This is a genomic window from candidate division TA06 bacterium (genome assembly GCA_016208585.1).
GTDB lineage: Bacteria > Edwardsbacteria > AC1 > AC1 > EtOH8 > UBA5202.
In genome coordinates this window covers 1-25,515 of sequence record JACQXR010000091.1, presented here as the reverse complement: position 1 = coordinate 25,515, position 25,515 = coordinate 1, and the positions used below count along the sequence as shown (strand labels likewise).

At 54.4% G+C, this 25,515-nt stretch carries 20 protein-coding genes; 8 read left to right on the top strand and 12 right to left on the bottom strand.

The window, feature by feature from the left end; translation table 11 throughout:
• Positions 1–348 precede the first annotated feature (348 nt).
• The 12 genes from HY768_07060 to valS all read right to left on the bottom strand — a co-directional run bounded on the left by HY768_07060 (position 349) and on the right by valS (position 18,637).
• Complete coding sequence (locus HY768_07060) at positions 349–1,176, bottom strand: phage integrase N-terminal SAM-like domain-containing protein (protein ID MBI4726969.1); 828 nt, start codon at positions 1,174–1,176, stop codon at positions 349–351.
• 600 nt (positions 1,177–1,776) lie between these two features.
• Entirely contained in the window at positions 1,777–2,133 is a 357-nt protein-coding gene (locus tag HY768_07055) for a hypothetical protein (protein MBI4726968.1), read from the bottom strand.
• A gap of 662 nt (positions 2,134–2,795) precedes the next feature.
• On the bottom strand, positions 2,796–4,295 hold the full coding sequence (gltA, locus tag HY768_07050) for an NADPH-dependent glutamate synthase (protein ID MBI4726967.1): 1,500 nt from the start codon (positions 4,293–4,295) through the stop codon (positions 2,796–2,798).
• 671 nt (positions 4,296–4,966) lie between these two features.
• Positions 4,967–5,803, bottom strand: coding sequence for a sulfide/dihydroorotate dehydrogenase-like FAD/NAD-binding protein (locus HY768_07045; protein MBI4726966.1), 837 nt, complete (start codon positions 5,801–5,803; stop codon positions 4,967–4,969).
• Positions 5,804–5,955: 152 nt separating this feature from the next.
• The gene (locus HY768_07040; GenBank protein ID MBI4726965.1) at positions 5,956–6,819 is read right to left on the bottom strand and encodes a hypothetical protein; all 864 of its coding nucleotides are present in this window, start codon (positions 6,817–6,819) and stop codon (positions 5,956–5,958) included.
• Positions 6,820–7,691: 872 nt separating this feature from the next.
• Entirely contained in the window at positions 7,692–8,339 is a 648-nt protein-coding gene (locus tag HY768_07035) for a response regulator transcription factor (protein MBI4726964.1), read from the bottom strand.
• Complete coding sequence (locus HY768_07030; protein ID MBI4726963.1) at positions 8,336–9,565, bottom strand: sensor histidine kinase; 1,230 nt, start codon at positions 9,563–9,565, stop codon at positions 8,336–8,338. The genes HY768_07035 and HY768_07030 overlap by 4 nt, the downstream gene beginning before the upstream one ends.
• 47 nt (positions 9,566–9,612) lie before the next feature.
• Entirely contained in the window at positions 9,613–11,028 is a 1,416-nt protein-coding gene (locus HY768_07025; protein ID MBI4726962.1) for a tetratricopeptide repeat protein, read from the bottom strand.
• A gap of 85 nt (positions 11,029–11,113) precedes the next feature.
• Positions 11,114–12,679, bottom strand: coding sequence for a PEGA domain-containing protein (locus HY768_07020; GenBank protein ID MBI4726961.1), 1,566 nt, complete (start codon positions 12,677–12,679; stop codon positions 11,114–11,116).
• A 66-nt stretch (positions 12,680–12,745) separates the two neighbouring features.
• Positions 12,746–14,326 carry a PEGA domain-containing protein gene (locus HY768_07015; protein ID MBI4726960.1) on the bottom strand — a complete coding sequence of 527 codons (1,581 nt, stop codon included), beginning with the start codon at positions 14,324–14,326 and terminating at the stop codon, positions 12,746–12,748.
• Positions 14,327–14,399: 73 nt separating this feature from the next.
• Complete coding sequence (locus HY768_07010; GenBank protein MBI4726959.1) at positions 14,400–15,863, bottom strand: tetratricopeptide repeat protein; 1,464 nt, start codon at positions 15,861–15,863, stop codon at positions 14,400–14,402.
• Positions 15,864–15,964: 101 nt separating this feature from the next.
• On the bottom strand, positions 15,965–18,637 hold the full coding sequence (gene valS / locus HY768_07005) for a valine--tRNA ligase (GenBank protein MBI4726958.1): 2,673 nt from the start codon (positions 18,635–18,637) through the stop codon (positions 15,965–15,967).
• A gap of 585 nt (positions 18,638–19,222) precedes the next feature.
• Between valS and HY768_07000 the strand changes: the two genes are divergently transcribed.
• The 8 genes from HY768_07000 (at position 19,223) to HY768_06965 (ending at position 25,229) form a co-directional block, all read left to right on the top strand.
• A complete protein-coding gene (locus HY768_07000) occupies positions 19,223–20,341 on the top strand; it encodes an isocitrate/isopropylmalate dehydrogenase family protein (GenBank protein ID MBI4726957.1) in 1,119 nt (372 codons plus the stop codon).
• Between the two features lie 153 nt (positions 20,342–20,494).
• A complete protein-coding gene (locus tag HY768_06995; GenBank protein ID MBI4726956.1) occupies positions 20,495–22,600 on the top strand; it encodes a hydroxymethylglutaryl-CoA lyase in 2,106 nt (701 codons plus the stop codon).
• Positions 22,601–22,681: 81 nt separating this feature from the next.
• Entirely contained in the window at positions 22,682–22,912 is a 231-nt protein-coding gene (locus HY768_06990) for a hypothetical protein (protein ID MBI4726955.1), read from the top strand.
• On the top strand, positions 22,881–23,123 hold the full coding sequence (locus tag HY768_06985) for a hypothetical protein (GenBank protein ID MBI4726954.1): 243 nt from the start codon (positions 22,881–22,883) through the stop codon (positions 23,121–23,123). Before HY768_06990 ends, HY768_06985 begins: the two co-directional genes overlap by 32 nt.
• 36 nt (positions 23,124–23,159) lie before the next feature.
• Positions 23,160–23,366 (top strand): type II toxin-antitoxin system HicB family antitoxin, encoded by a 207-nt coding sequence (locus HY768_06980; protein MBI4726953.1) that lies wholly within the window; start codon positions 23,160–23,162, stop codon positions 23,364–23,366.
• Between the two features lie 46 nt (positions 23,367–23,412).
• Entirely contained in the window at positions 23,413–23,616 is a 204-nt protein-coding gene (locus HY768_06975) for a type II toxin-antitoxin system HicB family antitoxin (GenBank protein MBI4726952.1), read from the top strand.
• Between the two features lie 89 nt (positions 23,617–23,705).
• The gene (locus tag HY768_06970; GenBank protein MBI4726951.1) at positions 23,706–24,368 is read left to right on the top strand and encodes a phage integrase N-terminal SAM-like domain-containing protein; all 663 of its coding nucleotides are present in this window, start codon (positions 23,706–23,708) and stop codon (positions 24,366–24,368) included.
• A gap of 78 nt (positions 24,369–24,446) precedes the next feature.
• Positions 24,447–25,229 carry a restriction endonuclease gene (locus HY768_06965; GenBank protein ID MBI4726950.1) on the top strand — a complete coding sequence of 261 codons (783 nt, stop codon included), beginning with the start codon at positions 24,447–24,449 and terminating at the stop codon, positions 25,227–25,229.
• Positions 25,230–25,515: the final 286 nt, after the last annotated feature.

Below are 25,515 nucleotides of genomic sequence, written 5' to 3'. Positions count from 1 at the left end.
GCCGTTCACATTCCCGATGCGCTTTGTTTCACAATCCCGGCGTGTAAGCTTCCGCTGTCAAGTGAAACGCTCCGAGTGTGCCGGTGCAGCGCCGACCCTGGTTAAACCCGGAGTAATATGAGCGCCGCCATGCCCGACAACTAGTGGGTTAGCGCCATTATGGCGCAATATATGCCAAAATAGGCGATAACCCGCCACTAATGGCGTGTATTTAGTTTATAGCTTTTTGCCGTGAAGATCAGGGTTATTCAGCGCAGGGCGTATGGTTTGAGAGACGAGGAATACTTACGGTTGAAGGTACTGACCTGCACGCTTCCTCCCCTGTAAGTAGCCCAAAATCACCTAAAATCACCCACACTCATTGGAGAAGACCCTGTTTCTTTTGGAGTCTATATCGGCCGGTGTCAGGTTAAGCAGTTCGGACAGCCTCAATCCGGCGGAGTAAATCAGGGCGATCATGGTCTTGTGTTTACGGTTGTCTATGGACGAGATAATCCTGACAACTTCGTCCGGACTTAAAACCGTGGGCAGCTTGCGGCCCTTCATTGCCCGCGGCAGTTCGTACACCTTTCGCGGCTGCTTCAGCACCTGCTCGTAATAGAACTTGATCGAGTTAACTGCTTGGTTTTGATAAGTCCCGGAAACGTCCTTTTCATTCACCAAATACAGCAGGTAGCGTCTGATTTCTTCATGAGTGATGCCCTGCGGCGGGCGGTGGCCAAAGAAGGTCAGGAACAGATTGAAGTGAGTCAGGTAGGCCTTAATGGTGTTGCGGCTGTACCGCCGTAGCCTCAGTTGTTCCAGATATTCCGGCGGCAGCGCAGGGATCTTCTTGTCCGCATGACGCGAGTTGTACCAGGCGCCGTTGTTCCCCTTCCCTGGCGGGGAAAAGCCCGCACTGAGAAGATCCGATTTGTTGCTGCCGAAGTGGGATGTGGGGTTAGGTCCAAAACTGGCTTTGCCCGTCGCCTTTACCTCCGCCATGCCGTCGAAGTGCGACCGCAAGTATTCAAGAAAATCCTCCCGCCAGGGAATATGCCACGCTTTCAGAGAGGCGCTCCATCGGCAGCCGATAATCGTCCGCACGGAGGCGATCAGCGCCGGGTCGTACCCAAACATTAACTTAACTCGTTTTTGGGCATTGTGGGTTATCGTTTCACACTCTATCGCCTTCAAGTCTGTCCGCCTTTCAACGCGCCAGATTCCTTTAACCGCCTACCCCCCTATTTTCGTCCCCAACCACCCAACCTATTGCAAAACATCAGTTTGACTTGCTTAAACGAAAGCCTTCCCGGTCAAAAACAACTCCTGCCACGTCTTGGAACTCTTTCCTTTCGGTTTGGAACACTATTTCCAACCTCAGGAACTCTTTTCTCAGCGGTTGGAATTCTAATTCCACGATTGGGAATTCTATTACCGCGCCTTGGAATATTAATTCCACAGATTAGAATACTAATTCCAACGGTTGGAATACTAATTCCCTGGCCCGGAATATTAATATTACGTTGTGGAACTCTAATTCCCAAGGCTAATATTCTTATTCCGCCTCACGGAATGCCCATTCCGCGGCCTGGCATTCTAACTCCGCGCTTTGGAACGCTCGTTCCACAACCTGGAACTCGTTTCCCGCAGGCTTGGACACACCCCTCGTTCCCCTCTACCAGAGGGGACATAGTTTTCCTCTCCTGCCGGGCCTGTGCGACGAAGCATTCAACTGCGCTAAAGCTTTGTCGGATAAATTAACGTAATCGTGGGAGGGATCAAGGGAGGGGTCGGTCAGCACTTCTTGGCCCTGGGCCCTTTTCTCCCGCTGGGCTTCCAGGACTTCAGGCCGAACTCCTCCAACTTATCGTTCTTCTTGGTGTACTTGGCGTAGATCAGCGAGGTCAACTGCGACTCCAGGCCGGCCACGTCCTTCATGGCCGAATTCAGTTCCTCGGTGATCTGGTGCAGGGCCGCCTTGGCTTGCTCCTGCCGGGCGTCTATGTCTTTGATCTTGGCTGCGCCGCTTAAGAACGGCTTGACGATCCCCTGGTCTGCGGCCGAGGCAAAGTCCGCCTTGTTCTTGTCCAACCCTTGAGCTCGCGCCGTCAACGCATTAACGGCCTGGCTGAAATCCTTGGGCAACGGCATATCCTTTCCTCCTTTTGGTTAAATATATTGTAGACCTGTACCTTTAGGATTATAACATTTTTTGAAAACTTGTCAAGGGGCAATGGAGCCCCACGGGCAAAGCCCGTGGTTCCTTTCCCTAGGTTACCCCGCCAGTGGCGGGGTTATCCGCCTTGAGTAATCAGCGACATCGTCCGGCGCCAAAGGCTATGGCCGACGGCGTCCGCCGTAGCATCTACCTGATGCGCATTCATCCACGGGCATAGCCCGTGGTCTTCTGCGAAGGCGGATAAAAATTATGGAGCCTGAAGGGGCCTGTCCGCCGCAGCCTACTTTAGCCGTAGCAGCTGAGGCTGCGAAGGCCGGGCATAGCCTGCTGGGGCAAAGGCCGTGCCTGCAGGCCGTAGTTGTTTCGGCACGCCACGCCACGCCGAAGGCGAGGCTCCGCTTTGCCACCGCTTTGCGGGGCAAGCGGGGCCGTGGGCAGGCGTGAACGGCCTAAGACTGGGGTACAGAGTATGTGCTCTTAACCCAGTCCTTATTCATCAGCCGAGTGCCTCCGCTAAAGCTACTGCACTTAAAGAAGCTGGCATGATAGCGCCCGCGGAAGCTTTAGCGTAGGAGGAAGGGCTGGGTTAAAGACGCGCATCAATGCCAATCAAGGCCATTCATGGCCTTTTCTTTTACAGCCATTGGCCCGGTTTTTCCGTCAGGTATTTGTGCATGTCATCGGCCGCCAGCCGGGCCATGCCCATGGCCGAGATCACGGTGGCCGACCCGGTTACGATATCTCCGCCGGCCCAGACCCCGGGCAGATTGGTGCGTCCCGATGGGGTCTTGGAGACGACGTATCCTTTATCTCTCCTTTCTATGCCCAGGAACCCGGAGAAAACCACCGGGTTCGGCCCGGCGCCCACCGCCACGATCACCAGGTCGGTATCGATCAAAAAATTGGAACCGGCGATGGGTATTGGCCTGGGCCGGCCCGAGGCGTCCGGCTCGCCCAATTTCATCTGGACGCATTCTATCTGGCGCACCCAGCGCTGGTCGTCGCCGATGTACCGCACCGGGTTGGTCATCAGCCTGAATTTAATGTCTTCTTCTTCGGCGTGATGTATTTCTTCCTTCCTGGCCGGCATCTCATTGCGCGAGCGGCGATAAACGATAGTCGCCTCGCGGCTGCCCATCCTTAAGGCGGTGCGGGCGCAGTCCATGGCCACGTTGCCGGCGCCCACCACCACCACCTGCCGGCCCTTGGGGGCCGGAGTGTCGTAGTCCGGAAAAGAATAGGCTTTCATCAGATTAAGCCGGGTAAGGTACTCGTTGGCCGAATAGATATTGCACAGATTCTCGCCGGGAATGTTCAGGAACACCGGCAGCCCCGCGCCTACCGCCAAATAGACCGCATTGTATCCCATAGTCCAAAGATCGTTCAAGTCGTAAAGACGGCCGATCAAAGAATTGACCTCGATCTTGACCCCCATCCGGCGCAGGTAATTGATCTCGGCCTCAACGATGGCTTTGGGCAGCCGGAACTCGGGAATGCCATAAACCAGCACCCCGCCCGGTTTATGCAGCGCTTCGTAAAGAGTGACGCTGTAACCCTTGAGCGCCATATCCGCGGCCAGAGTCAGGCCGGCCGGCCCGCTTCCCACTACTGCAATCTTGCTCCCGTTGGCCGGGGCTTTTTTGGGAATCACCACCGATTTGGTTTCCCTTTCCATGTCCGCCGCAAAACGCTCCAAACTGCCTATGGCCACCGGCGGCTCCTTCAAAGCCAGGATGCAATCCTTTTCGCACTGATCCTCCTGGGGACAAACCCGGCCGCAGATGGCCGGCAGGGCGTTTTTTTCCTTGATCTTCTGAGCGGCTTCGGCGAATTTCTCCTCCTTGATCAGCCCGATGAACTGGGGAATGTCGATGTCCACCGGACACCCCTTTTGGCATTTGGGGTCTTTGCAGTTCAAACAACGGTTGGCCTCGATCAAAGCCGTCTCCCGGGTGAAACCGTAGGGCACCTCTTGGAAATTGCGGATCCTTAAAACCGCATCTTGCTCCGGCACCTTCTGCCGGGCCGCCTTGGGTTTGATCTTCAATTCGTCGGCCTGGGATATCCCATGCCAGCGGCAGCCGCTCTTGGTGCAAATATAAAACGGTATCAACTTGGACCGGACCGAGATCATGATCCTGGCGGCCGGCGAATTGCATTCCCCGCAATGAGCCTCGGGCTCGATCAGCGAAGCCCGGCATAGGGGACAGGACATCTCTGCGACGGCCTGTCCCTCTTTCAGTTCCAGGCCGGACCGTCTCTCAAATTCGTCCAATTTGGGGCTTAAAAACAACTCTCCTTTTTGGCCCCCGGCCTTGATATTCAAGCGGAACCAGGTTTTATTGGACTTCGGCTCATAAAGGTTCAGCCCCTGATGGCAGTGGGGGCAGTAAATGGTAAGCTCGGTGCCGGGAGCGATCTTATCTATTTCGTCTTTTTTCAATTCGGACACACTTCACCTCATCATGGTAACTATTCAGGGCCACTAAGACACCACGGCAAAAGGAGGATTTAAACCTGGGTCCATTTAAAATAGGCTGTTTTGCAATTTTCGCTTTCGTAAATCTTTTTCCCAAAGCAGTTTTTTTCTAAAACTTGTCCTGAGTTGACCGAAGGATGACATTTTTATGGTAGCTTCCGAATTATTTTATGAGCGTTCGACTGAGCCGTTGGGCTGAACTTGCCGAAGCCTCACGCTTGCGCCCCGCCGTTGGCGGGGCTACAGCGCGTAGGCCCGCCGAAGTCTTAGTGTCTTAGTGGCGGAGTTTACCCTGATGTATAGAAGGGTGGCTGAATGGTTACTCATCATTTGGCTCGGATGGAAAAGAGCAGCGAGGTTTTCTCGTCCCGGGTGTAGCTGTTGTTGCGCTGGATCAGTTCGTCAAAATCCACCAAATGCCCGTCGAAATGCGGCCCGTCAACGCAGGCGAATTTGGTCTGGCCCCCGATCGTCACCCGGCAGGACCCGCACATACCGGTGGCGTCCACCATCACCGGGTTCAGGCTGACCAGGGTCTTCAGGTTATAAAGTTTGGTCATCTGGCATACCGAACGCATCATCACCAACGGCCCCACTGCGATCACCAGATCGATCGGCTCGGGGTTGTCCCGCTCCACCAGGGTCTTCAGAGCGTCGGTTACCAAGCCGTGCATGCCGTAGCTGCCGTCGTCGGTGGTGACTATCAGCTGCCGGCAGAGGGTCTTCATTTCGTCTTCTAGGATCAGCAGGTCCCGCTCCCGGGCCCCGATGATGCCGATCAGTTTGTTGCCTGCAGCCTCATACCCCTGCAACAGGTGGTGCAATACCGCAATGCCCGAACCGCCGCCGATGCCGACGATGGTGCCCAGCTTGGCAAACTCCTCGGTGACGCCCAGCGGCCCCACCAAGTCCTTAATGGCGTCGCCCACCTTGAGCGATCCCAGCAGCGCCGTGGATTTTCCTATTACCATGAAAATGATGGTGATGGTGCCATGCGACAGGTCCTTGTAAGCCACAGTCAATGGAACGCGCTCGCCGGTTTCGTTGATCCGCAATACGACAAATTGGCCGGGTTTGATCTTGCGGGCGATCTGGGGGGCCTCCACGGTGATCAGCACCATGTTGCCTTTGGCTAATTCCTGGCGGTCAATGATGGGGTACATAGCGAACCTGCCCTTGTAATATTACACTTGACAATTACGAATATCTAATCTCGAAATAAATGCAGACTAACCAATCGTAAAATCGACAACATTGGGATTCGGATTTCCGGTTTTGATATTGTTTCGGATTTCGTATTTCGAATTTGACCCGCTCACCACTCCCGACTGTCTTCCAACATGATCAACCTGGTATCCTCATCCGAGAGCCCGTGCCAGGTGCAGCCCTTGCGCAGGCAGATGAAGAACGAGATCAGTTTGTGCATGGCTCCCACCGTAATTTTAGCGGTGCGGGACCCGCACTCGCCGCATTTCCTGTCTTTTTCGATCAGGCTTTGGCCGCAGTGGGGGCATTGCAAATCCTTGACCTCCTCGCCGCGGGGGATCTCGATGGTGGACTTGTTGGTAAAGACGTTGAAGTACGGGGACAGCTGCAATATGCCTTCCCGGCCGTCCCCGCCGATCACCGTGAAAGCCAGCAAACTGCAGCAGGCGAAGGTGTGGCGGCAATGGGGACAGTAGGATTGGAGAAAGCTGCCGTTGTTTATTATTTCCTTGAGGTCGGACGCTTCGACGATGGCTTTCTTGACCGCTGGTTGGGCCTTTTGTCCTGCTCCTCCCAGGGCATAGGCCTCGTAGAAGGTAGCCAATGCCTTGTCGATGTCTTCAAATTCCAGAAAATGTTTTTTGCATCCCCGCCGGGAACAAGTAAAGATTTTTCCGCCCTCTTCCAACATCAACGGGACCATTGGCGCCTGGCAGAGATCGCAAGCGGCGAGGCTCTTAAGCTCGGAACGGCATTGGGGACAGAATATCCTGGCCACGCAGTCGGGCGGGATTTCAAACTCGCTTTCGATATCATAACTGCCGTAGACCGGCGACAACCGGAGCCAGCCCCGGTGGCCGTTGCCTTCCGCTTCCAAGGCTATGCTGGGATATCCATCCAGCATATTTTGCCGGTCCATCAGGCTTTTACGGCATACCGGGCATTTTATTTTTAGAGCCAATTGTGAAGTCATGGTAGGTCTCCTTAACTAATGGTGTCCTGTTCCCGTTTGTATTCGACGGCGTCGCCCTGGCCAACACAGCCCGACCGGGGAAACTAATCCCTGGCGCCGGCCGCCATCGGCCATTCCGCTTACGCTTTTATACCGGGCTTCTTCAAGCGCCGTAGCTTCCGACTATGTTTTGGCTTCGTCGGATAAATGCTTTGTCTGTTTGCAGCTACAGCGGAGGTGCTCCGGATACCCATGATTTCTTGTAACTATTCAGCCACCAAGCATGCCCTGAGCGATGCACTGAGCCAGCCGAAGTGTTAAACCGAAGGGACACCAAGCCACCTACGCTTAAGCTTCGGCGTCCAGGGGCTCAAAGGGGATTTAGTCATTTATTCTATCAGCTTCTGTGTCCAGTTTCGATTTTGATCTGTTTATTCCGGTGAAATCGGCGGCCAATAACGATTCACAATTCACAATTCACGATTTGGCGGCCAACGGCGATGGCAGAGGTAGTAGTTCGGGTTATTTTCAGGATTGAGCAAAAGAAATATTTTTTCTTAGTGCCTTCGTGGCTGAACACGATTTCTTTCCTTGACCCCGGCGGCCCCCAAGGTATAGCCTATACCACCGGTTAATTCCAAGCAATAAGGAAAACCCTGATATTTTACTTCCAAATACCTTAGCCCAAAATAATGCCTGGAACAAAATGAACTACCCCGCAGCAAGCTGCGAGGTATCTATCGTGTAGATACCATCTGTATGAAAACCTGCGGTTTTCATACTTTCCCTTTGGGGTAACCCCGCAGCGAGCTTCGAGGAATTCTTTCGATTAACAAAACTGCGGCCGAGTCAAATAACGGCCGCAGTTCCAAACCACCGTCCCGGAAAATTATTTATAGATTTGTCAGTCCTTCTTTGATCGCGTATTTAGTGAGTCCGGCCACATTGTCAATGCCGGTTTTATTCATGATCTGCTGCCGGAACGTTTCCACGGTTTTGACGCTGATGTCCATCTTGGCGGCGATCTGCTTGGTGGCTTTCCCTTCGGCCATCATCTGCAGCACTTCGCGCTCCCGCGCCGAAAGCAGGGTAAATGCCGACTGGTCGGCCCGATCCGTTCTGCGGATGTATTCCCTGACCACCAGATCGGCGATCTGCGGGCTGAGATAGGTCCGGTTCTTGACCACCGTCCGGATCGCCAGCACCAGCTCGTCAAAGGCCGAATCCTTGAGCAGATATCCCCGGGCGCCGCTTTTCAGGATCTCCAGCACGAACCTCCGGTCGGCGTGCATCGAAAGCGCGATCACTTTGATCCGGGGGTTTTTGTTCAGGATCTTCCGGGTGGCCTCGATGCCGTTCAGGTCCGGCAGGGTGATGTCCATGATGATTACGTCCGGCTTCAACTGCTGGGCAAGCTTCACCGCGCTCATTCCGTCGGCCGCCTCGGCCGCCACCGAAAAGTCGGATTGCGTGTCCAGCAGGGTGCGCAGTCCCTCGCGGACGATCTTGTGGTCATCGACCAGAAGAATTTTCAGACTCATCGCGGGCCGCCTCCTTGGTCCCGGTTCAGCGGCGCGGTGAGCGTGGCTACGGTGCCCTGGCCGGGTTTGGCGTCGATGTCAAATCCGCCGCCCAGGAACGACATTCGTTCCCGGACGCTAAACAGCCCGAACCCGCTCCCTTTCCCCGGCAGGATTTCCGACGCGTCAAAGCCCGCGCCGTCGTCGCGCACCTCCACCTTCAGCGCGCCGCGCTCCCAGACGACCCGGACCCACGCCCGGCTGACCTTGGCGTGCTTGGCGGCGTTGAACAGCAGTTCCCTGACCGCCCGGAAGAAGGTCACTTTCAGATCGTCGGAAAGGGGCTCCGGCGTCCCCTCGGTCGTTACCTCGATACCGGTGTGGTATTTCCGGTGGAATTCTTCGGCCAGCCATTGCAGCGCCGGCGTCAGCCCCAGTTCGTAGAGGACGGGCGGGCTGATCTCGAAGGTCAGGGACCGGGCGTTCCCGATGGCGTCGTCCAATAGCAGCCGGAGTTCTTCGATACTGTCCTGGAACTTGCACAGCACCGAATTGCAATGCAGCTGCAGAAACTTCATCTTGATGATTGCCAGGGCCTGGCCGATATTGTCATGCAGGTCGCTGGCAATCGAGCGGCGTTCCCGTTCTTCGGCCAAACAGAGCTCCGAAGCCAGCCATTTCAACTGTTCCTGGTAAGCCTTAATCCACCGCTCCCGGCGGCGGCCCCGGGCCAGCTCCCGGCGCAGATCGGCATTGGCCGAGGTCAGGTCTATAGTTCGCTTTTTAACCTGTTGCGCCAAAATTGTTTTTGCCTGGACCTGCCGCTTTTGGTAAATCCTGTTTTGCAGATAGGTTTTTATCATTACCGCCAGCGAATTCAGCAGCAGTTCTTCTTCCTGTTCGAAAGGGCCTTGATCGGCCCGGGGCGGCGCTTTTAAATAACAGACTTCTATCGACCCGGTTTGGCCCGGAATAATTTTAAAATCGGCCTTTTGATTCCATCGGGTCTTTTTAAAATCAGAAGAAGCATAGGTTTTCCCGGCCCAGGATATTTTGACCGCCGTGATTTCCGGATACTGCCAGGCCTTAGGCAAAGTTAAAACCAGCGATCGCATGGTATGCGTTATGGAACGGCCGGGGCGGTTCAATATCAGGGCGGTGCGGTGCAGGGCCGTCAGTTCCTTGACCCGTTCCCCCAGCTGCCAGCGGAGGCGGTCTTTGACGTTTATTTTTGTGGATTTTGGCATCTGATTTTGTTTTCTTGTTTTGGGATTGAGTTTAAAGCTCGTTCCCCTCATTCCAAAAGTGCCCGGATCTCTTTTTTCCGGCAATATTTTTCCCAAACGCCCCGGTCGGTGTATAATCCCGACATTTCTTTCAGCAGCGCCAGCCCTTTGCTTTTCTGCGCCCCGGCTTCCGGAATTAAACCCATCCCGGAATACAGCGTCCAACCGGCCGAATACATCTTGACCCTAAAAAGATCGGTCAGTTTTTCTTCCGGTATGGTATGCAATCGTTTCAGCATATTCCTGAGTTTAACTGAATCCCCCAGCAGGACGTATAACTCTGCCAGCTTCAGGCCCAGTGCCGCCTGGTTTTGGTTTTGAAGCAGCGTGTCATTTAAAAAATGCTCCAGCAGTTCCCTGGCCTGGTCGTATCTTTTATCGGTCTTTAAAACGGCCTCTTTGGCCACCACAACATTATAGTCTTTCCCGGGCTTTTCGGCGGGAGACAATATTCCCTCCGCCTGCTTTAAATATTCCCCGGCTTCCCTGATGTGGCCGGAGCAGCAAAGGCAGCTTATCAGGTGACATCCGCACATTATCTGGGCAACGGTATCGTTCACTTCACTGAATATCTCAAAGCTCTTTTTCAGACAAGCGGCGGCTTCCTGATATTCCTCCAGTTCGAACATGATCCGTCCGGTGATGTCCTGGCCCAGCCCGATGCTGATGACATCCTCGGCCTCGGCCCCCAGTTTCCGGCATTGCCGGGATAACTCCAGGGCCTTGTCCAGCTGCCCCCGGCTTAAATATATTTCAGAGAGATTGCCGCAGGCCATGGCGCTGCCCAGTTTGTAGCCGGTCTGATGGTATAAAGATATGGCCCGGTCGTAGGCCTCGATGGCCGGCCGGCTTTTGCACTGCTGGCCGTAGCATATTCCCAGGTTGTTCCAGGCTATTCCCTGGCTGTTGATGTCGTTGTATTTTTGGGCGATCGCTATGGCCCGCTGCAGCATCTTTTCGGCTTCCTGATAACGGTTGGCGTAAACCAGGGTCATCCCCTTGTCCAGCCAGATTTCCATCAGCTGCAGTTCGTTCTCGGCGCAGCCTTCGGACATTTCAAAATCGGCGATGGCCTTCGGATACCGGCTCTGTTCCCGGTAAACCACCGCCCTCCACCCGTGAGCCCGGCGGATGAAGGACTTTTTATCGGTGTCTTTGACCCGGTCCACCATCCGGTCGGCTTCAATTTCGGCGGCGCTGATCTCTCCGGTATCCAGCAAATAGCGGAGCCGGGATTCCAACAGATGAAGACGCCGGTCCTCTATGTCCGAATGTTTTGACCAAGCCTCCAAAAATTCCAGTTCGCTGCGCTCCAGCGGCCGGTTACCCAAAAGATTGGCGATGGAAAGCCTTTCCATCCGGATATGCCAGACGGCATTCAGCCAGTCCTGTTCGCTGGTGTATTTCCTGCAGTTCTTAGACATGCCTTAAAGATACCACATTGACAATTCAAAAACAAGCACAAGCCCCGATGAGGATCTCATCGGGGCTTTTTAGTTGCCTATCAACTTAAAAATGCAGCACGTGCCCCATGCTAACCATCAGGCCAGATGCTTTCAGATCCACCTCTTGGGCCGGATCGTAGAAATGGTTGGGGTATCCCCCCAGCGCCTCTGAATTGTACAGGCAATTTACCTGCACTGCCGACCGCTGTGACAACCACAGCTTGATTCCGCCACCGGCCTGATAATTAATGTATCCCGCCGCATCGTCGTATGCCTTGCTGATGATGCTGTCCCTGGTCATGACCGAAGCCTGCAGGGATAAATACTCGTCGGCATAGGTTTGCCTGGCCGCCGCCCGGCCGACCCCGATCCTTGCCTCGCCATACGGCTCGAACCGCCCCCAGGCCACGGCGGCTGACACCCCGACCAGCGCGGAATGCGTCGCTATGTCAGCGTCCACCGATCTAATTATTTGCGCGGTATCGCGCCACAGGTTAATATCTTTATCCACGGCATAATTAGAGAATCGGAACTGATACATCAGGCTGACCGACAGGTGCCGGCTGATGTTATATCCCAGCCCGGCCATAAAGGCCGGTCCCAGGCATCCGAAATCAGCATCGGTTATATCCTGCCCCGGGGAGGGGGTTTTCCCGGGAGATGTCCCTATCACGCCGCCCGAGGATACCGTGAAGGTCCAGCGCATCGGAAACAGGCGGGCATCGATTTTGGTCTCCCGGCCCGGGTTTGGCGAGAAGGCCGCCCGGTGGCTGTGATATCCCCATTTGGCGGCCTTTATCTGATACAGGGAGTCCGTCAGATCCTCAATGGTTATGCCCTGTTCATTGACCAACCCCTGGTATTTGTTGTTCAGATACAACCTGGCCCCAACCGGATTGGTCTTCATTTTCAGCTTGCCGGCCAGGCTCATCAGCGGCGCGCTTACCGTGTCCACTTTTCCGACGCTCACCAGCCGGCTGGTGGAAAACAGGCTGTAGCCCTCCTTCACCAGCGACACCTGGTGCAGCCCCTCGGACAATGGGTAAACGAGATTCGGGGTCAAACCCGGATGCTCTTTTCCGTCCACTATTATCTTGGCCCCGTCGGGCTCGGTGACCACAAAAAGCCCGCCCGGCTTGCTGCTCTGGCCGGCCGCCCCGGGTTTCCAGGATGAAAATATCTCGGCCGCCTCGCGCATGGCATCCAGCAGGTTGGACACGTCGCCGGCGTATTTCCGGGAAAAAGCCTGGTCTATTTTGCCGGACCCGATGTCTATCATCCGCAGCTCCACCGCGTAGACCGCCCCGAACCTGCCGATGGTGCCTCCGACCATCTTCTGGGCACCCAGCAGCTGGCCGGCCTCCACCAGGCACGAGGACTGGTCGCAGGCTCCGGTCATCTGAAATCCCTGCTCCTTCAGAATCTCGTCGCGCCTGGAACGTTCCACCACCTCAAAGCGGCGCATCTGCACCAGTTCGTTCAACAGCTTGTCGGTCAGCATCACCGCCTCCTGCTGGGTGATGCCGCTGGTGATGTTCAGGTCCATCACCGAAAGAGCGGTCTTTTTCTGCCCGGAAGCCAGCCCGGCTTGCAGCAGCAAAAATACCAAGACCATGGCGATCCGTTTCATGTTCCACTCCTTAAATATGGATGCAACTCTGCTTTAGGTTTGAAGCGCCTTAAGCCCGACATCGCCTTAAAAATTGACCGTAATCCCGCAACCGAACTGCAGACCCGAGGCCGTCGGATCCACCGACTCCCCCCAGGGAACAGAGATATTTTTGAAGCTGTCCCGGCTGTACATACAATAAACCCGCAGTGCTTCCCGGTCCGGCCGCAGCCAGTATAGAAAGCCTCCGCCAGCCTGAAGTGTTTTGTAATCATCCGGGTTGCCTATTCGTTTGGTGATTAGGCTGTCGCTGGTCCAATCGCTGGACTCGTTGGGACGCGATAGATACTCGCAGTTGTATTTCCCATCGCATTTGGCTTTGCCTTCGCCGTATCTGACCTCGCCGTAGGGCTCTAACTGTCCCCAGGGCACCGTAACCGTCAAATTGACGACCGGCGAATGGGAGCTAAAGCCCATATTCAGGGCCTCATGCCGTCCCGTGGTCGGTTCCCAGGACGAGGTGTGCTTATCTATGGAATAAAGTGGATAGAACCGGAACTGATATATCAACCCCACGGTGAAATTCCTATTGATAGCAAAGCCCACCCCTCCCGTTATCCCGGATCCGATTTTCCTGAAATCGTCATCAGTGATGGTCATGGCCCCATATATGACACCATCCACTCTGTTAGGGGACGTGACCTTCATAATTTCGCCTGAAAAAAAGTTTACTTTCCAGCGTCGGAGCGGCATTCTGGCATCTATCTTTGTCTCCCGGCCGGGAGTGGGGGTCAATATCGCATTGTATGTTTTATAACCCCACTTGGTGGCCTTTATCTTATACAGGGAATCAGTCAGGTCTTCTATGACAAGGCCCTGCTCGGAAGCAATGCCCTGGTATTTATCGTTAAGAAACACCTTGGCCCCGGCCGGATCGGTTTTTATTTTCAGCTTGCCGGCCAGGCTCATCAGCGGCGCGCTTACCGTGTCCACTTTTCCGATGCTGACTAACCGGCTGGTGGAAAACAGGCTGTAGCCCTCCTTTACCAGCGACAGCTGGTGCAGCCCCTCGGACAATGGGTATATCAGGTTCGGGGTCAGGCCGGTATGTTCTTTTCCGTCCACTATTATTTTGGCTCCGTCGGGCTCGGTGATCACAAATATCCCTCCCGGTTTGGCGCTCTGGCCGGCGGCCCCCGGCTTCCAGGAGGAGAAAATCTCGGCCGCCTCCTTCATGGCTGTCAGCAGATCGGCCACCTTGCCATAGTTGCGGGAGAAAGAAAGGTCAATGCCCCCGGTCTGGATGTCTATCATCCGCAGTTCCACCGCATAGACGTTGCCCAGCTTGCCGATGGTCCCGCCGACCATCTTTTGGGCGCCTAAAAGCTGCCCGACCTCCACTAAGCACGAGGTCTGGTCGCAGGCCCCGGTCATCTGAAAGCCCTGTTCTTTAAGGATCTCGTCGCGCTTGGAGCGCTCCACCACCTCAAAGACCCGGTATTCCACCAGACTGTTCAGCAGTTTATCTGTAAGCAGGGCCACTTCTTTTGGCGAGAGTCCGGAAGTGGTGTTCAGGTCCATCACCGAGATGGTGGTCTTTTTCCCGGCGGCCAAAACACCTCCGGTAAAAAGCAAACAGAGTACCAGGGTCAGAAACGCCTTGTTCATTTTGACTCCTTCTATATTAGAGTTCCGCTTTAATCTCAAACCTACCACTTTTCGACAGACCCTCTTCAGCCTGTCAATTACCTGATAGACTTTTCCTTCTTATTTCCGCAACCTGCTCCAGCCAAAAGTCGTTTCCCAGTTGATGGAATATGCCTTCGGCCTCTGATAAAACCTGTCCGGCTTCGCTGCCGGTAGATATCAACCATCCTCCGTAATGAAATAAAACGCCGGCCAGGACATGGATGCCTTCTTCCGCGCTTTCCCGGGCCGAAATGACCGCCTGCTCGAAATCTGTCCGGTTAAAGATATCCGTATTGTCGATATAGCATTTGTACTGGGCCTTCAGCAGGAAGAAAGCCGCGCCCATTTTCGGCGGCAAGCTTTCGTTCTCTTGCTGAATCCGGTTTATGACCTGCCGGGCTCCCGCCGCATCTCCCTGACCCAGCCGGCAATATGCCTCCATAAGTTGATATCTGGTCTCTTCAGCCATCGCCGGCAGACATCCGGCCGCCTGGTCCAGATGAAGCCGCATCAGTTCATGATTGCCCTGCCGGTGCGCCAGTTCCGCCAACTGCAGCCATCCGGCGGCGGATATGTCAGGGTGGCTGACCTCGTTTCCCAGGGTGATCCCGCGCTCCGTTTTCAGGCGGGCCTCATCGTACCGGCCCAGTTCCATCAGCAGCCGGCCCAGTTCAAAATAATTCCCGGCCAGGAAAAGGCGCTCGCCGATGCTCTCCCGCATCGCGATCGTTTCGTTGAGCGTCATGATGGCCCGGCTCCACTGGCCGCTCCGGAACTGCTGGCCCGCGATATTGGAAAGGCTGAACCCCAAACCGTAATTATCGCCGATCTGACGCTGAATATCGGTTGACCGTTCCAGGCATTTCATCATTTCGTCCCTCCGCCCCTGCCTGGCCAACAGTACGCTGTAATTACTGTAGGCAAATCCCAGCGTGACCTTGTCAATACTTTGTTCCAGGGTATCTATCGAACGGCGGAAGGCTGCCTCGGAGTCCCCGGCCCGGTTTAGGCCGTTCAACACCGTGCCTATGTTAACCAGGCTGCCGCCGATGCCCGCCTGATCGCTTAGCTTTTCGTAAAGCCCCAGGGCTTGCTGGTATTGCTCCAGGGCCAATGCCATTCTGCCGGTGTCCTCGTACATCACGCCCAGCGTATTGCGGCAGGAGGCAATACCCGCAGTGTTACCCGCCTGAAGCTGTATGGCTATTGAAGATAGGGCGGCTTCTTCCATGCGGGGGTAATCGCTCAGCATCAGAAAGGCGTTGCTCAAAAGGCCGTAGAGGTCGCCGAGCAGTTCGGGCAGGAAAAAACCCTTAAAATCGTTGATCAGCTTCTGGCCGGTAACAACAACCTTCTGAGTCTTGCCAGCCAGAAGCAGGACTTCGCATTTTCGAAACTCAATTTTCGCCCGCAACAGATCGCCGATCGCCAGCGATCCGTCTGCTGATGCCGCCAGTTCACTGGCACAAAGGTACTTGCTCAGTAATGCCACCGGATGGGACGCTCTCCTCACCATGCTCCTGGCCGGGCTATCGAGCTTCCTCTGAGATGAAGTCTGGTTATCCGCACCGGAAACAGCTTCATATTATTTTTGTTTTATGTTTTATCGTTTTTATTCTACACTTCCGCTTTAACTTCAAACTTGCCGTTTTCTACTTGACCTTCAATAACCACGGCCTTCTGCGCGCCCACCGTGCCCAGCAGGTCGCTCCAGACTAACTTCAGTGCCTTCAGATCTTCGGAACTTCCCGCGATCTTCAGAGATTTCAGCGGCGTCTTGACGCTGACCTTGGCCTCGCTTTTGACTTTGCGGACGGCGGATAGCACCTCGGTAGCCGCGCCGAAGGGGTCGCCTGTTTGTGATCCGGAAATACCGGCGAACTCGTCCTGCTCGGGCCAGCGGGAAGTATGCACCGATCTTTCTTTCCCGAAATCGGCGGCAAACATCCAACTCCAAGCCTCTTCGGTAAAATAGGGAATGAACGGCGCGAACAACCTTAAGGTGACGTTCAGAGTAAATTTCAGCGTGGCCAGGGCCGAAAGCTTGCCGGCCGAGTCCCCTTCCTGGTAGGCCCGGACCTTGATCAATTCCAGATAATTGTCGCAAAATTTTTCCCAGAAGAACGATTCCGTTTCCTGCAGGGCGTCGGCGTATTCAAAGTTCGCGAAGTGTTTTCCGGATCTTATGACCACCTGCTTGAGATGCTCAATGAAGCTTTTATCCAGCGGGGCGGTAACGGCCTCCGGGCCCAATTTTGACTGATCGGCTTTCAGGATATGCCCGGCCGCAAATTTGACCGCGTTATACAGCTTGATGGTCAGCCTTTTCCCGTTGGCAAACATGGCCTCGTCATACATGGTATCCACCCCCAGCCGGGCCTTGGCCGCCCAGTAGCGCACCCCGTCCGAGGAGAACTGCAGCAGCAGGCGCTCCGGGGTCACCACGTTACCCTGGCTCTTGGACATTTTTTTGCGGTCGGGATCCATGATCCAGCCGTTGATCAGCGCGTTATTCCAGGGAATCTGCTTTTCGTGCAGGTAGGCCTTGACTATGGTGTAAAAGGCCCAGGTGCGGATTATCTCCGGGCCCTGGGGCCGGATGTCCATGGGAAAGGTCTTTTTATGACGCTCCGGGTCCTTGGCCCAGTGGCTGGCGATCTGCGGGGTCATGGAACTGGTGGCCCAGGTGTCCAGGACATCGGGGTCGGCGGTGAAACCGTGGGGCTGGTCGCGCTGGGATTCTTCGTAGCCCGGCGCCGGGCGCGACTGGGGATCTATCGGCAGCTGGTCCCCGGCCGGCATGATCGGCTTCTGGTATAAGGGATTGCCCCCGGCATCCAGCGGATACCACACCGGAATGGGCACGCCGAAGTAGCGCTGGCGGCTGACGCACCAGTCCTGGTTCAGGCCTTCCACCCAGTCCTCGTAGCGGATCCGCATGTGCCGGGGATGCCATTTGATCTTCCTCCCCTGCTCCAGCAATTCTTCCTTGAGGTCCATGATCCTGATGAACCACTGCATGGTGGGGATGATCTCCAGCGGCCGCTCGCCCTTCTCGTACATCTTCACCTGATGCTCTATTGGCTTCGGCTCCTCGGTCAAGGGCGCTCCCAGCCCCAGCAGAGCCTCACCTTTGGAACTTCGGAGCATCTCGACCATTTTGGCCTGCGCCTGCTTGGCGGTCTTGCCTTTTATCTCCGAATAAAACTTGTTGGCCGCGGCCGGGTCGGCGCTGGCCCAGCCCGGGGCGCCGAAATTGATCTCCATCATCCGGCCGTCGTGGCCTATTACCTGGCGCAGGGGCAATTGGTATTTATTCCACCATTCAACATCCATCATATCGCCGAAGGTGCAGATCATCAGGATGCCGGTGCCTTTCTCCGGGTCGGCCTTCTCGTTGGCTATGATCGGCACCCTAGCCCGGAACAATGGAGTGATAGCATTCTTGCCGAAATAGGGCTTATAGCGCTCGTCATCGGAATGGGCGATCACGGCCACACAGGCCGGCAGCAGTTCCGGCCGGGTGGTGGCTATGACGAAGGAATCCGCTTGTGATGAGCCAGTCGAATCACCCTCTACCCCGAACCGGATATTGTGGAAATGGCCCGGCAGTGCCTTGTCCTCCACCTCGGCCTGGGAGACCGCGGTCTTGAAATCCACATCCCACAGATGCGGGGCAAAGGAAGTGTAGGCCCGGCCGTCCTGCAGAAGTTTGAGGAACGACAGCTGCGAGGTTTTACGGCAGTGGTCGTCGATGGTGGCGTATTCCAGCGACCAGTCGATGGATAGCCCCAGATGCTGCCAGAGTAACTTGAAAACCTTCTCGTCCTGCTTGGTAACCTGGTGGCATAGTTCTATGAAATTATCGCGGCTGATCTCTTCGGGCGGTTCTTTATGGTGAGCTGCTTTGGCTGCTGAGCCTGGCTCCTGTCGAACCATTGTTGTTTTGGGAACGAAGTTCTTTTGATAAGACAGATGGGGATTGCAGCGCACGTGGAACATGTTCTGCACCCGGCGCTCGGTGGGCAGGCCGTTGTCGTCCCAGCCCATGGGGTAGAAGATGTTGAGGCCCTTCATCCGGCGCTGGCGCACTATCACGTCCTGCTGGGTGTAGCCGAAGACCGTGCCCACATGGAGCGAACCGGAGACGGTGGGCGGCGGAGTGTCTACCGCAAAGGTCTTGGAGCGTTCAATGGAGGGGTTCCAGTCGTAAATTCCCTGCTTAAGCCAGGTCTCAATCCAGTGTTTTTCCACCAGGGAAAAATCATATTTCTCGGGGATGTTCTTCATGGTGTCTTTTATAGGAAAGTGGTTAATTTAATTTGATTTCAATTAACCTTTTATTTTACCTGTTAATATTTGTAAAGTCAATAAAAAAGACGGACACCGAGTCTGTGTTATTTAGTTACTAATCAGAGCGGATAATAGTAGACTTTTTTCCACCGAAACACGCTAAATACGCTAATTATATTGGATTTAAAAGAAACCGGAATGTCTACTAATATACGCTCCCATTAGTAATAGGTGGCACTAATTTAGGTTATCAACAAACCTATTGTCAATTCAGCGTTTTTTGTTTAATTCTCGTAATTTTTGGTTCTTTTTTAGTCTTATAATTATCGTATATTGTAGCAATTCTACCAAATAACTTGTAACGGGCGTAACTATAGGGCTCCGCAACTATGGTCTGTTTTTTATCTAATTCATATTCCCTAAGACATTCTTTCCGGTATTTAATGATATTAACTGTTTGATAATTTATTTTCCTTTTTGCAATTTTCCTTTTTGCTATTGACTTAGCTGTTTCCTTTGAGTTAAAATTAAAATTCTACGGTAAAAACATTTTAACCCATAAATTTACAGGAGATCATTATTATGGCCAAGTACAAGATAGCCTGGCTGCCGGGCGACGGCATCGGGATCGAGGCTTTGGAGGCCGCCAAAATAGTGCTGGATAAGGTCAAGCTGGATGCCGAGTACATCCACGGAGACATCGGCTGGGAGTTCTGGTGCAAGGAGGGCGATGCCTTCCCCCAGAGGACAATAGATTTATTGGGCAAAGTTGACGCCGCCATGTTCGGCGCCATCACCTCCAAGCCGGTCAAGGCCGCCGAGAAGGAGCTGGCACCGGAGCTTCAGGGCAAAGGCATGGTCTACCGCTCGCCCATCGTCCGGATGCGCCAGCTGTTCGACCTTTACACTTGTCTGCGGCCCTGCAAGGCCTATCCCGGAAATTCCCTGAATTTCAAGAACGAGATCGACCTGGTGGTGTTCCGGGAGAACACCGAGGGATTGTATTCCGGAGTAGAGTTCAACCCGGTGCCCCAGGAGCTCAAGGACGTGCTGTTGAAGGTCTCCAAACCTTTCGCCGCCTTCAAGGACGTGGCCCTGGACCAGTACGCCATCACCTGTAAGATCAACACCCGCAAGGGTTCGGAGCGGATCATCCGGGCGGCCTTCGAATATGCCAAGAAATACGACCGCAAGAAAGTAACCATCATCCACAAGGCCAACGTGGTGCGGGCAACGGAAGGACTGTTTTTGGAGATCGGCAAGGAAGTGGCCAAGGATTATCCCGGCATCCAGTGCGACGACGCCAACGTGGACGCCATCTGCATGTGGCTGTTGAAGAACCCTATGAACTACGAGGTGCTGGTGGCCACCAACATGTTCGGCGACATCGTCTCCGACCTTTGCGCCCAGATGGTGGGCGGCCTGGGCTTCGGCTGCTCCGGCAACATCGGAGAAAAGCTGGCGGTATTTGAGCCCACCCACGGTTCGGCCCCCAAGTATGCCGGCCAGTACAAGTGCAACCCCATCGCCACCATCCTGGCCGCCAAGATGATGCTGGCCTGGCTGGGCGAGACCGCCAAGGCCGACAAGATCGAGAAGGCCGTGGCCGAAGTGATCCAGGAGGGCAAGGTCCGGACCTACGACATGGGCGGCAGCACCAAGACCCTGGAAATGGCCCAGGCCATCGCCAAGAAATTATAATGATGCCGTAGGGGCGATTTGCAAATCGCCCCTACGATTCACGGGTTGTCATTCCTGCGGAAGCAGGAATCTAGGATTTTATATGGATTCCCGCCTGCGCGAGAATGACCGGAAACGTAGTACACTAACCATAAAACATAATTTCTAATAAATATGCCTGAGATATACATTCACGAAGTAGGTTTAAGGGACGGCCTGCAGATCGAGAAACAATCGGTGCCCATGGACGTCAAGATCAAATGGATTGACGCCCTGATGGAGTCCGGCCTGGACATCATCCAGGTGGGCTCCTTCGTCCACCAGGAGAAGGTGCCCCAGATGGCCGACACCGACGCTCTGTTCGAACATTATGCCAAGAACGGCAAGAAGCGGCCGGAAACGGTCCTGTCCGGGCTGGTGCTCAACGAAAAGGGATTCGAGCGGGGGCTGGCCTGCGGAGTGGAGATGTTCTGCATGGGCGTCTCGGCCAGCGAGACCCACAGCCAGAAGAACACCGGGATGAGCCCGGCCAAGGCCATGGGCCAGATCCTGTCCATGGCCAAAAAGGCCATGGATTCCGGCAAGAAGGTCCAGGCCTCGGTGCAGTCGGCCTTCGGCTGCGGCTTCGACGGCTTAATCCCCGAGGACAAGGTGCTGGACATGGTCAAAAAGTATTTGGAGGCCGGGATCAGGAACATCAGCCTGGCCGACACCGCCGGGCATGCCAATCCCCAGCAGGTGGAGCGGCTGTTTTCAACCATCAAAAAGATGGATCCCAAGGTGGAGCTGGCCTGTCATTTCCACAATACTTATGGATTGGGAATGGCCAACTGCTATGCAGCCATGAACGCCGGGGTCAAGTACATCGAGACGGCGGTGGGCGGCCTGGGAGGCTGCCCCTTTACCAAGGTGGCAGCCGGCAACGTCTGCACCGAGGACTTCGTCCACTCCCTGCAGCGGGCCGATATCCGGACCGACATTGACCTGTTCCGGCTGCTGGAGACCGCTAAGGATGTCTCCGTCTTCTTTAACCGCGAACTGCCGGGCGCCATCCTCAAGTCCGGCTCACTTATTAAACCGAGGCCGAAAAAAATGATGCAGAACATCCGGGTGCTGGACATGACCAACGTCCTGTCCGGGCCCTTTTCCACCATGCACCTGGCCCTGCTGGGGGCCGAGGTGATCAAGATCGAAAATCCCGAGGGCGGCGACCTGGCCCGCAAGCTGGGCGCGGTCCCGGAGCTGAACCAGAAGCTGATGGGAACTTCTTTTCTGGCCCAGAACGCCAACAAGAAGTCTATCACGCTTAATTTGAAGGCCGAAGAGGCCAAGGAGATTTTCCGCAAACTGCTGAAGACCGCCGACGTGGTGGTGGAGAATTTCCGGCCCGGCGTGATGGACCGGTTGGGATTCTCTTACGCCGAGATCAGGAAGATAAATCCCAAAATAGTCTACTGCGCCATCTCCGGGTTCGGCCAGGCCGGGCCCGACGCTTTCAAGCCGGCCTACGACCAGATCATCCAGGGCCTGTCCGGGGTAATGGACGTCAACGGCGACGAGCGCCTGCACCCCTTAAGGGCCGGCTTCCCGGTCTGCGACACGGTGGGCGGCCTCAACGCTGCCTTCGCCATCATGGCCGCGCTGTATTACCGGGAGAAGACCGGCCAAGGCCAGTTCATCGACATCGCGCTGCTGGATTCCATCATGCCGCTGATGGGCTGGGTGGCGGCAAATCTGCTGATCGGCGGCCAGCAGCCGGTGGCCATGGGCAACGACAACTTCACCGCCGCGCCCTCCGGCGCCTTCGTCACCAAGGACGGCTACGTCAACATCGCGGCCAACCAGCAGAAGCAGTGGGAGGATTTGGCCAACGTCCTGGGCGTGCCGGAGCTTTTGACCGATCCCCGGTTCCAGGAGCGGGACACCCGCAAGAAGAACCGCAAGGCTCTGACTCCCCTGCTGGAGGAAAAATTGAAAATGCAGACCACGGAATATTGGGTAGAAGCGCTGAACGCCAAGGGCATCCCCACCGGCGACATCTTCAGCCTGGAGAAGGCCCTGAACGCCGAGCAAGTTAAGTACCGCCAGACCATCGAATGCATCAAGGATCCCGACCTGGGCGAGCTCAAGCTGTTCAACCTGTCGGCCAAGTTCTCGACCACCCCGGCCAGTATAGACGCCCCGCCGCCGACTTTGGGCCAGCACCAGCAGGAAATCTTGGGCCAGTTGGGATATACAGCAGAACAGATCAAGGCCATGAAAGAAAAAGCGGCCATTTAAAATGTGCCGGCGGCCGCCTTGCCTGATAATTGTACGGCGGCAATGATTATATGAAATTCAGGACAAAAACGGAATTGAAACATGAAAAACACAAAGAGCAAATCATCGAAAACCGGCAAACAACCGAAAGCTGTGGCCAATGATGAAAAACAAAAACGGAAAATTGAGCGGATTGAAGCGACGCTTAAACGTCTGGCAAAGCTGAAAAATTCTACCCGAAGCGGGATTTATTCCGCCAAAATAGGAAAACGGATCATCGCTGCGTCGGTCCGTTTGATGAATGCAAAAGGCGAATTGGAAGTACGCGGTTAACGCATGTTTTTCGCTTGATTTTTACCCCCACTGGTTGTATGCTTACCCTGTTTATCGCAAGCTGTTCAACCTGTCGGCCAAGTTCTCGACCACCCCGGCCAGCATCGACGCTCCGCCGCCGACCCTGGGCCAGCACCAGCAGGAGATCCTGGGCCAGCTGGGCTACACGGTGGAGGAGATCAAGGCCATGAAGGAAAAAGCGGCCATATAAAATTTCCCGGGGAACGACAGCAAAAGGAGCAAATGAATGCGCCAGATATTGATCTACCAAGGCGAAGACGGGTATTGGGTAGTTGAATGCCCCAGCCTGCCCGGCTGCATCACCCAGGGCAAAACCAAGGAAGAGGCCATCACCAATGCCCGGGAGGCCATCGACGGCTACATCGCTGCTCTGCAGGAAGACAAGCTGCCCGTGCCCGAGGAAACCTTCAACGCCCTGTTGCTGGCGGTATGAGCGGCCTCATCTCGGAACAACGGCCAATAAAAACAGGAGTATCTCCATGAAATTAAAAGTAGTCATCCATCAGGCCGACGAGGGCGGTTTCTGGGCCGAAGTCCCGGCCATTCCCGGATGCATGACCCAGGGCGAAACCAGGCAGGAATTTTTACTGAACATCTACGACGCGGTCGAGGGATGTTTGAGCGTTGACTTGAAAACCCTGACCATCGGAGCAAAGGATTTTGTGATGGATATCGCAGTCTGAATTTTAAGATCGGATTGCTGCGGGCCGCGATGAAAATTGCGGAGATCAATGAAGAAGAACCATAAGAATCATTTAAAAAGAAAAAAATCATGAACGACGAAAATCACGGCATAACCGGCAGCCAGCCAGTCCCGCCAACAATGGTTGAGAGCCCCGGCCAAACCAACCCCGAAACAGACCAAGCGGCGGGCCGGGAGATTATCTACTGTGAGTCAATTATCCATCTGGGCCGGAAATGGGTCAAGCTGGACATCGGCGATGATTTCCCCGTTATCAAAATCAAGAAACTGCTGCCCAGCCTGCACTGGCGGGCCGGCCCCCAGGATTGGCTGATGCCCTGGCGGGAGAATTGGCTGGCCTACCTCCAGGCCAAGCTGGACGGCCTGGCCGAGGTAACCGACGCGTCCCCGCCCAACCGGCGGGTCAAACGACACACTGACGGGTCCCGGCCAGCCGGCCGGCGCACCCGGCGATCCTCGGTCCAAAGCCCGGCTTTGCCGCCGGAATACCTGGAACTGCTCCGCCAGCGCAATTACAGCGAGGCCACCATCCGGGTCTATGTGTCCCATTTTAACCTGATGCTGGCTCATACCGGGCACCGGCCGCCCCAGGAGTTGGGCCCGGCGGAAATCAAGGCTTACCTGGAATACCTAAGCGGCGAGAAGGGCGCATCCAAAAGCTACCGGACCCAAGCACTGAGCGCCATTAAGTTCTATTACGGGCAGGTGCTGGTTCCGCCGCGGGAGATCTGATTACCGCCGGCAGAGCGATAGCTGGGCTACACGACCGGGGGGCTCAAGGCATGAACGTAGTATTGTTACCCTTTCATAGTGAACCGCTGGACAGAGCTTAGTATTGAATATGCAAGCCAAAGGAACTATTTAGATGACTTATATAAAGTATATCCGATAATACCTGAAGGCATCAGAGACATTAACAAAGATTCCTGGGATGCTGTTGAGAAAGCTTTTCAAAATAGGAACAACACGGAGTTAATAAAACGCCTTTTAGATTTAGAACTTTTCCCAATAAAAGACTCTTACGTTGCATATCTCAAAAGAGACCCTTCTTCAATCGCGAGAAACCCAGCAACCGTTAACCGCTTGTGCGGCCGTCTTTATGATATAGGTATCAACGCACTTTTCGATAAATGTTCCGAACCAAAAGAAACAAACCGCCAAATGGGTCAAAAATTTAAAGAGTGGTTAAGCAAAAAAACACTCGGGGTTGATCTATTGCCCTATGATGAATTTTTAGAATCAAAAGGTAATGCCCTATTAGATGCATCAGACAACGGGTCTAAGAACTTTGCAAAAGAGCATCTGAGTTATACTCGCGAAAAAGGTCTTGATTTTGTTGCACGATTTAATGGCCGGTATGTTATTGGTGAAGCAAAATTCTTGACTGATTTTGGCAGCCATCAAGATGCACAATTTGCTGATGGTATAAGCACGCTTAAAGCCAAGCGAGTTAAAGCCATAAAAATAGCAATCATGGATGGGGTTTTATACATCCAGGGAGACAATAAAATGCACAGATTCCTGAAGAAAAACAAAGAGGGCTATAATATAATGAGTGCACTGGTGTTAAGGGAATTTTTGTACCAGCTATAATATGTGGATATAACATGCATTTATATTACGAAAATAAAAAGAACGAAAAAGAAATATTGAACCGGCCAGCGACTACTGGGCTTGTGTATGTTTCTGGAATACAAAATAGCACTAATAAACTGATCCATTCCGAAAATTTGTATGCCTTAAACCTCAAAAATGCGCAATATGCAACAAAAAACCTCCCAAAGCATTGTAAATACTGATTCCGTATTTTAGGGTCACTTACAAAAACGATCCAAATTGTAGATTTTCCGGTTGAGCATTTTATGAACCTGCTCAAACT

Bases quoted from the DNA above. Each gene is read 5' to 3' on its own strand.
- HY768_07055 (MBI4726968.1), bottom strand. From the start codon at position 2,133: ATGCCGTTGCCCAAGGATTTCAGCCAGGCCGTTAATGCGTTGACGGCG.
- gltA (MBI4726967.1), bottom strand. From the start codon at position 4,295: ATGATCTCGGTCCGGTCCAAGTTGATACCGTTTTATATTTGCACCAAG.
- HY768_07045 (MBI4726966.1), bottom strand. From the start codon at position 5,803: ATGTACCCCATCATTGACCGCCAGGAATTAGCCAAAGGCAACATGGTG.
- HY768_07040 (MBI4726965.1), bottom strand. From the start codon at position 6,819: ATGACTTCACAATTGGCTCTAAAAATAAAATGCCCGGTATGCCGTAAA.
- HY768_07035 (MBI4726964.1), bottom strand. From the start codon at position 8,339: ATGAGTCTGAAAATTCTTCTGGTCGATGACCACAAGATCGTCCGCGAG.
- HY768_07030 (MBI4726963.1), bottom strand. From the start codon at position 9,565: ATGCCAAAATCCACAAAAATAAACGTCAAAGACCGCCTCCGCTGGCAG.
- HY768_07025 (MBI4726962.1), bottom strand. From the start codon at position 11,028: ATGTCTAAGAACTGCAGGAAATACACCAGCGAACAGGACTGGCTGAAT.
- HY768_07020 (MBI4726961.1), bottom strand. From the start codon at position 12,679: ATGAAACGGATCGCCATGGTCTTGGTATTTTTGCTGCTGCAAGCCGGG.
- HY768_07015 (MBI4726960.1), bottom strand. From the start codon at position 14,326: ATGAACAAGGCGTTTCTGACCCTGGTACTCTGTTTGCTTTTTACCGGA.
- HY768_07010 (MBI4726959.1), bottom strand. From the start codon at position 15,863: ATGGTGAGGAGAGCGTCCCATCCGGTGGCATTACTGAGCAAGTACCTT.
- valS (MBI4726958.1), bottom strand. From the start codon at position 18,637: ATGAAGAACATCCCCGAGAAATATGATTTTTCCCTGGTGGAAAAACAC.
- HY768_07000 (MBI4726957.1), top strand. From the start codon at position 19,223: ATGGCCAAGTACAAGATAGCCTGGCTGCCGGGCGACGGCATCGGGATC.
- HY768_06995 (MBI4726956.1), top strand. From the start codon at position 20,495: ATGCCTGAGATATACATTCACGAAGTAGGTTTAAGGGACGGCCTGCAG.
- HY768_06990 (MBI4726955.1), top strand. From the start codon at position 22,682: ATGAAAAACACAAAGAGCAAATCATCGAAAACCGGCAAACAACCGAAA.
- HY768_06985 (MBI4726954.1), top strand. From the start codon at position 22,881: ATGCAAAAGGCGAATTGGAAGTACGCGGTTAACGCATGTTTTTCGCTT.
- HY768_06980 (MBI4726953.1), top strand. From the start codon at position 23,160: ATGCGCCAGATATTGATCTACCAAGGCGAAGACGGGTATTGGGTAGTT.
- HY768_06975 (MBI4726952.1), top strand. From the start codon at position 23,413: ATGAAATTAAAAGTAGTCATCCATCAGGCCGACGAGGGCGGTTTCTGG.
- HY768_06970 (MBI4726951.1), top strand. From the start codon at position 23,706: ATGAACGACGAAAATCACGGCATAACCGGCAGCCAGCCAGTCCCGCCA.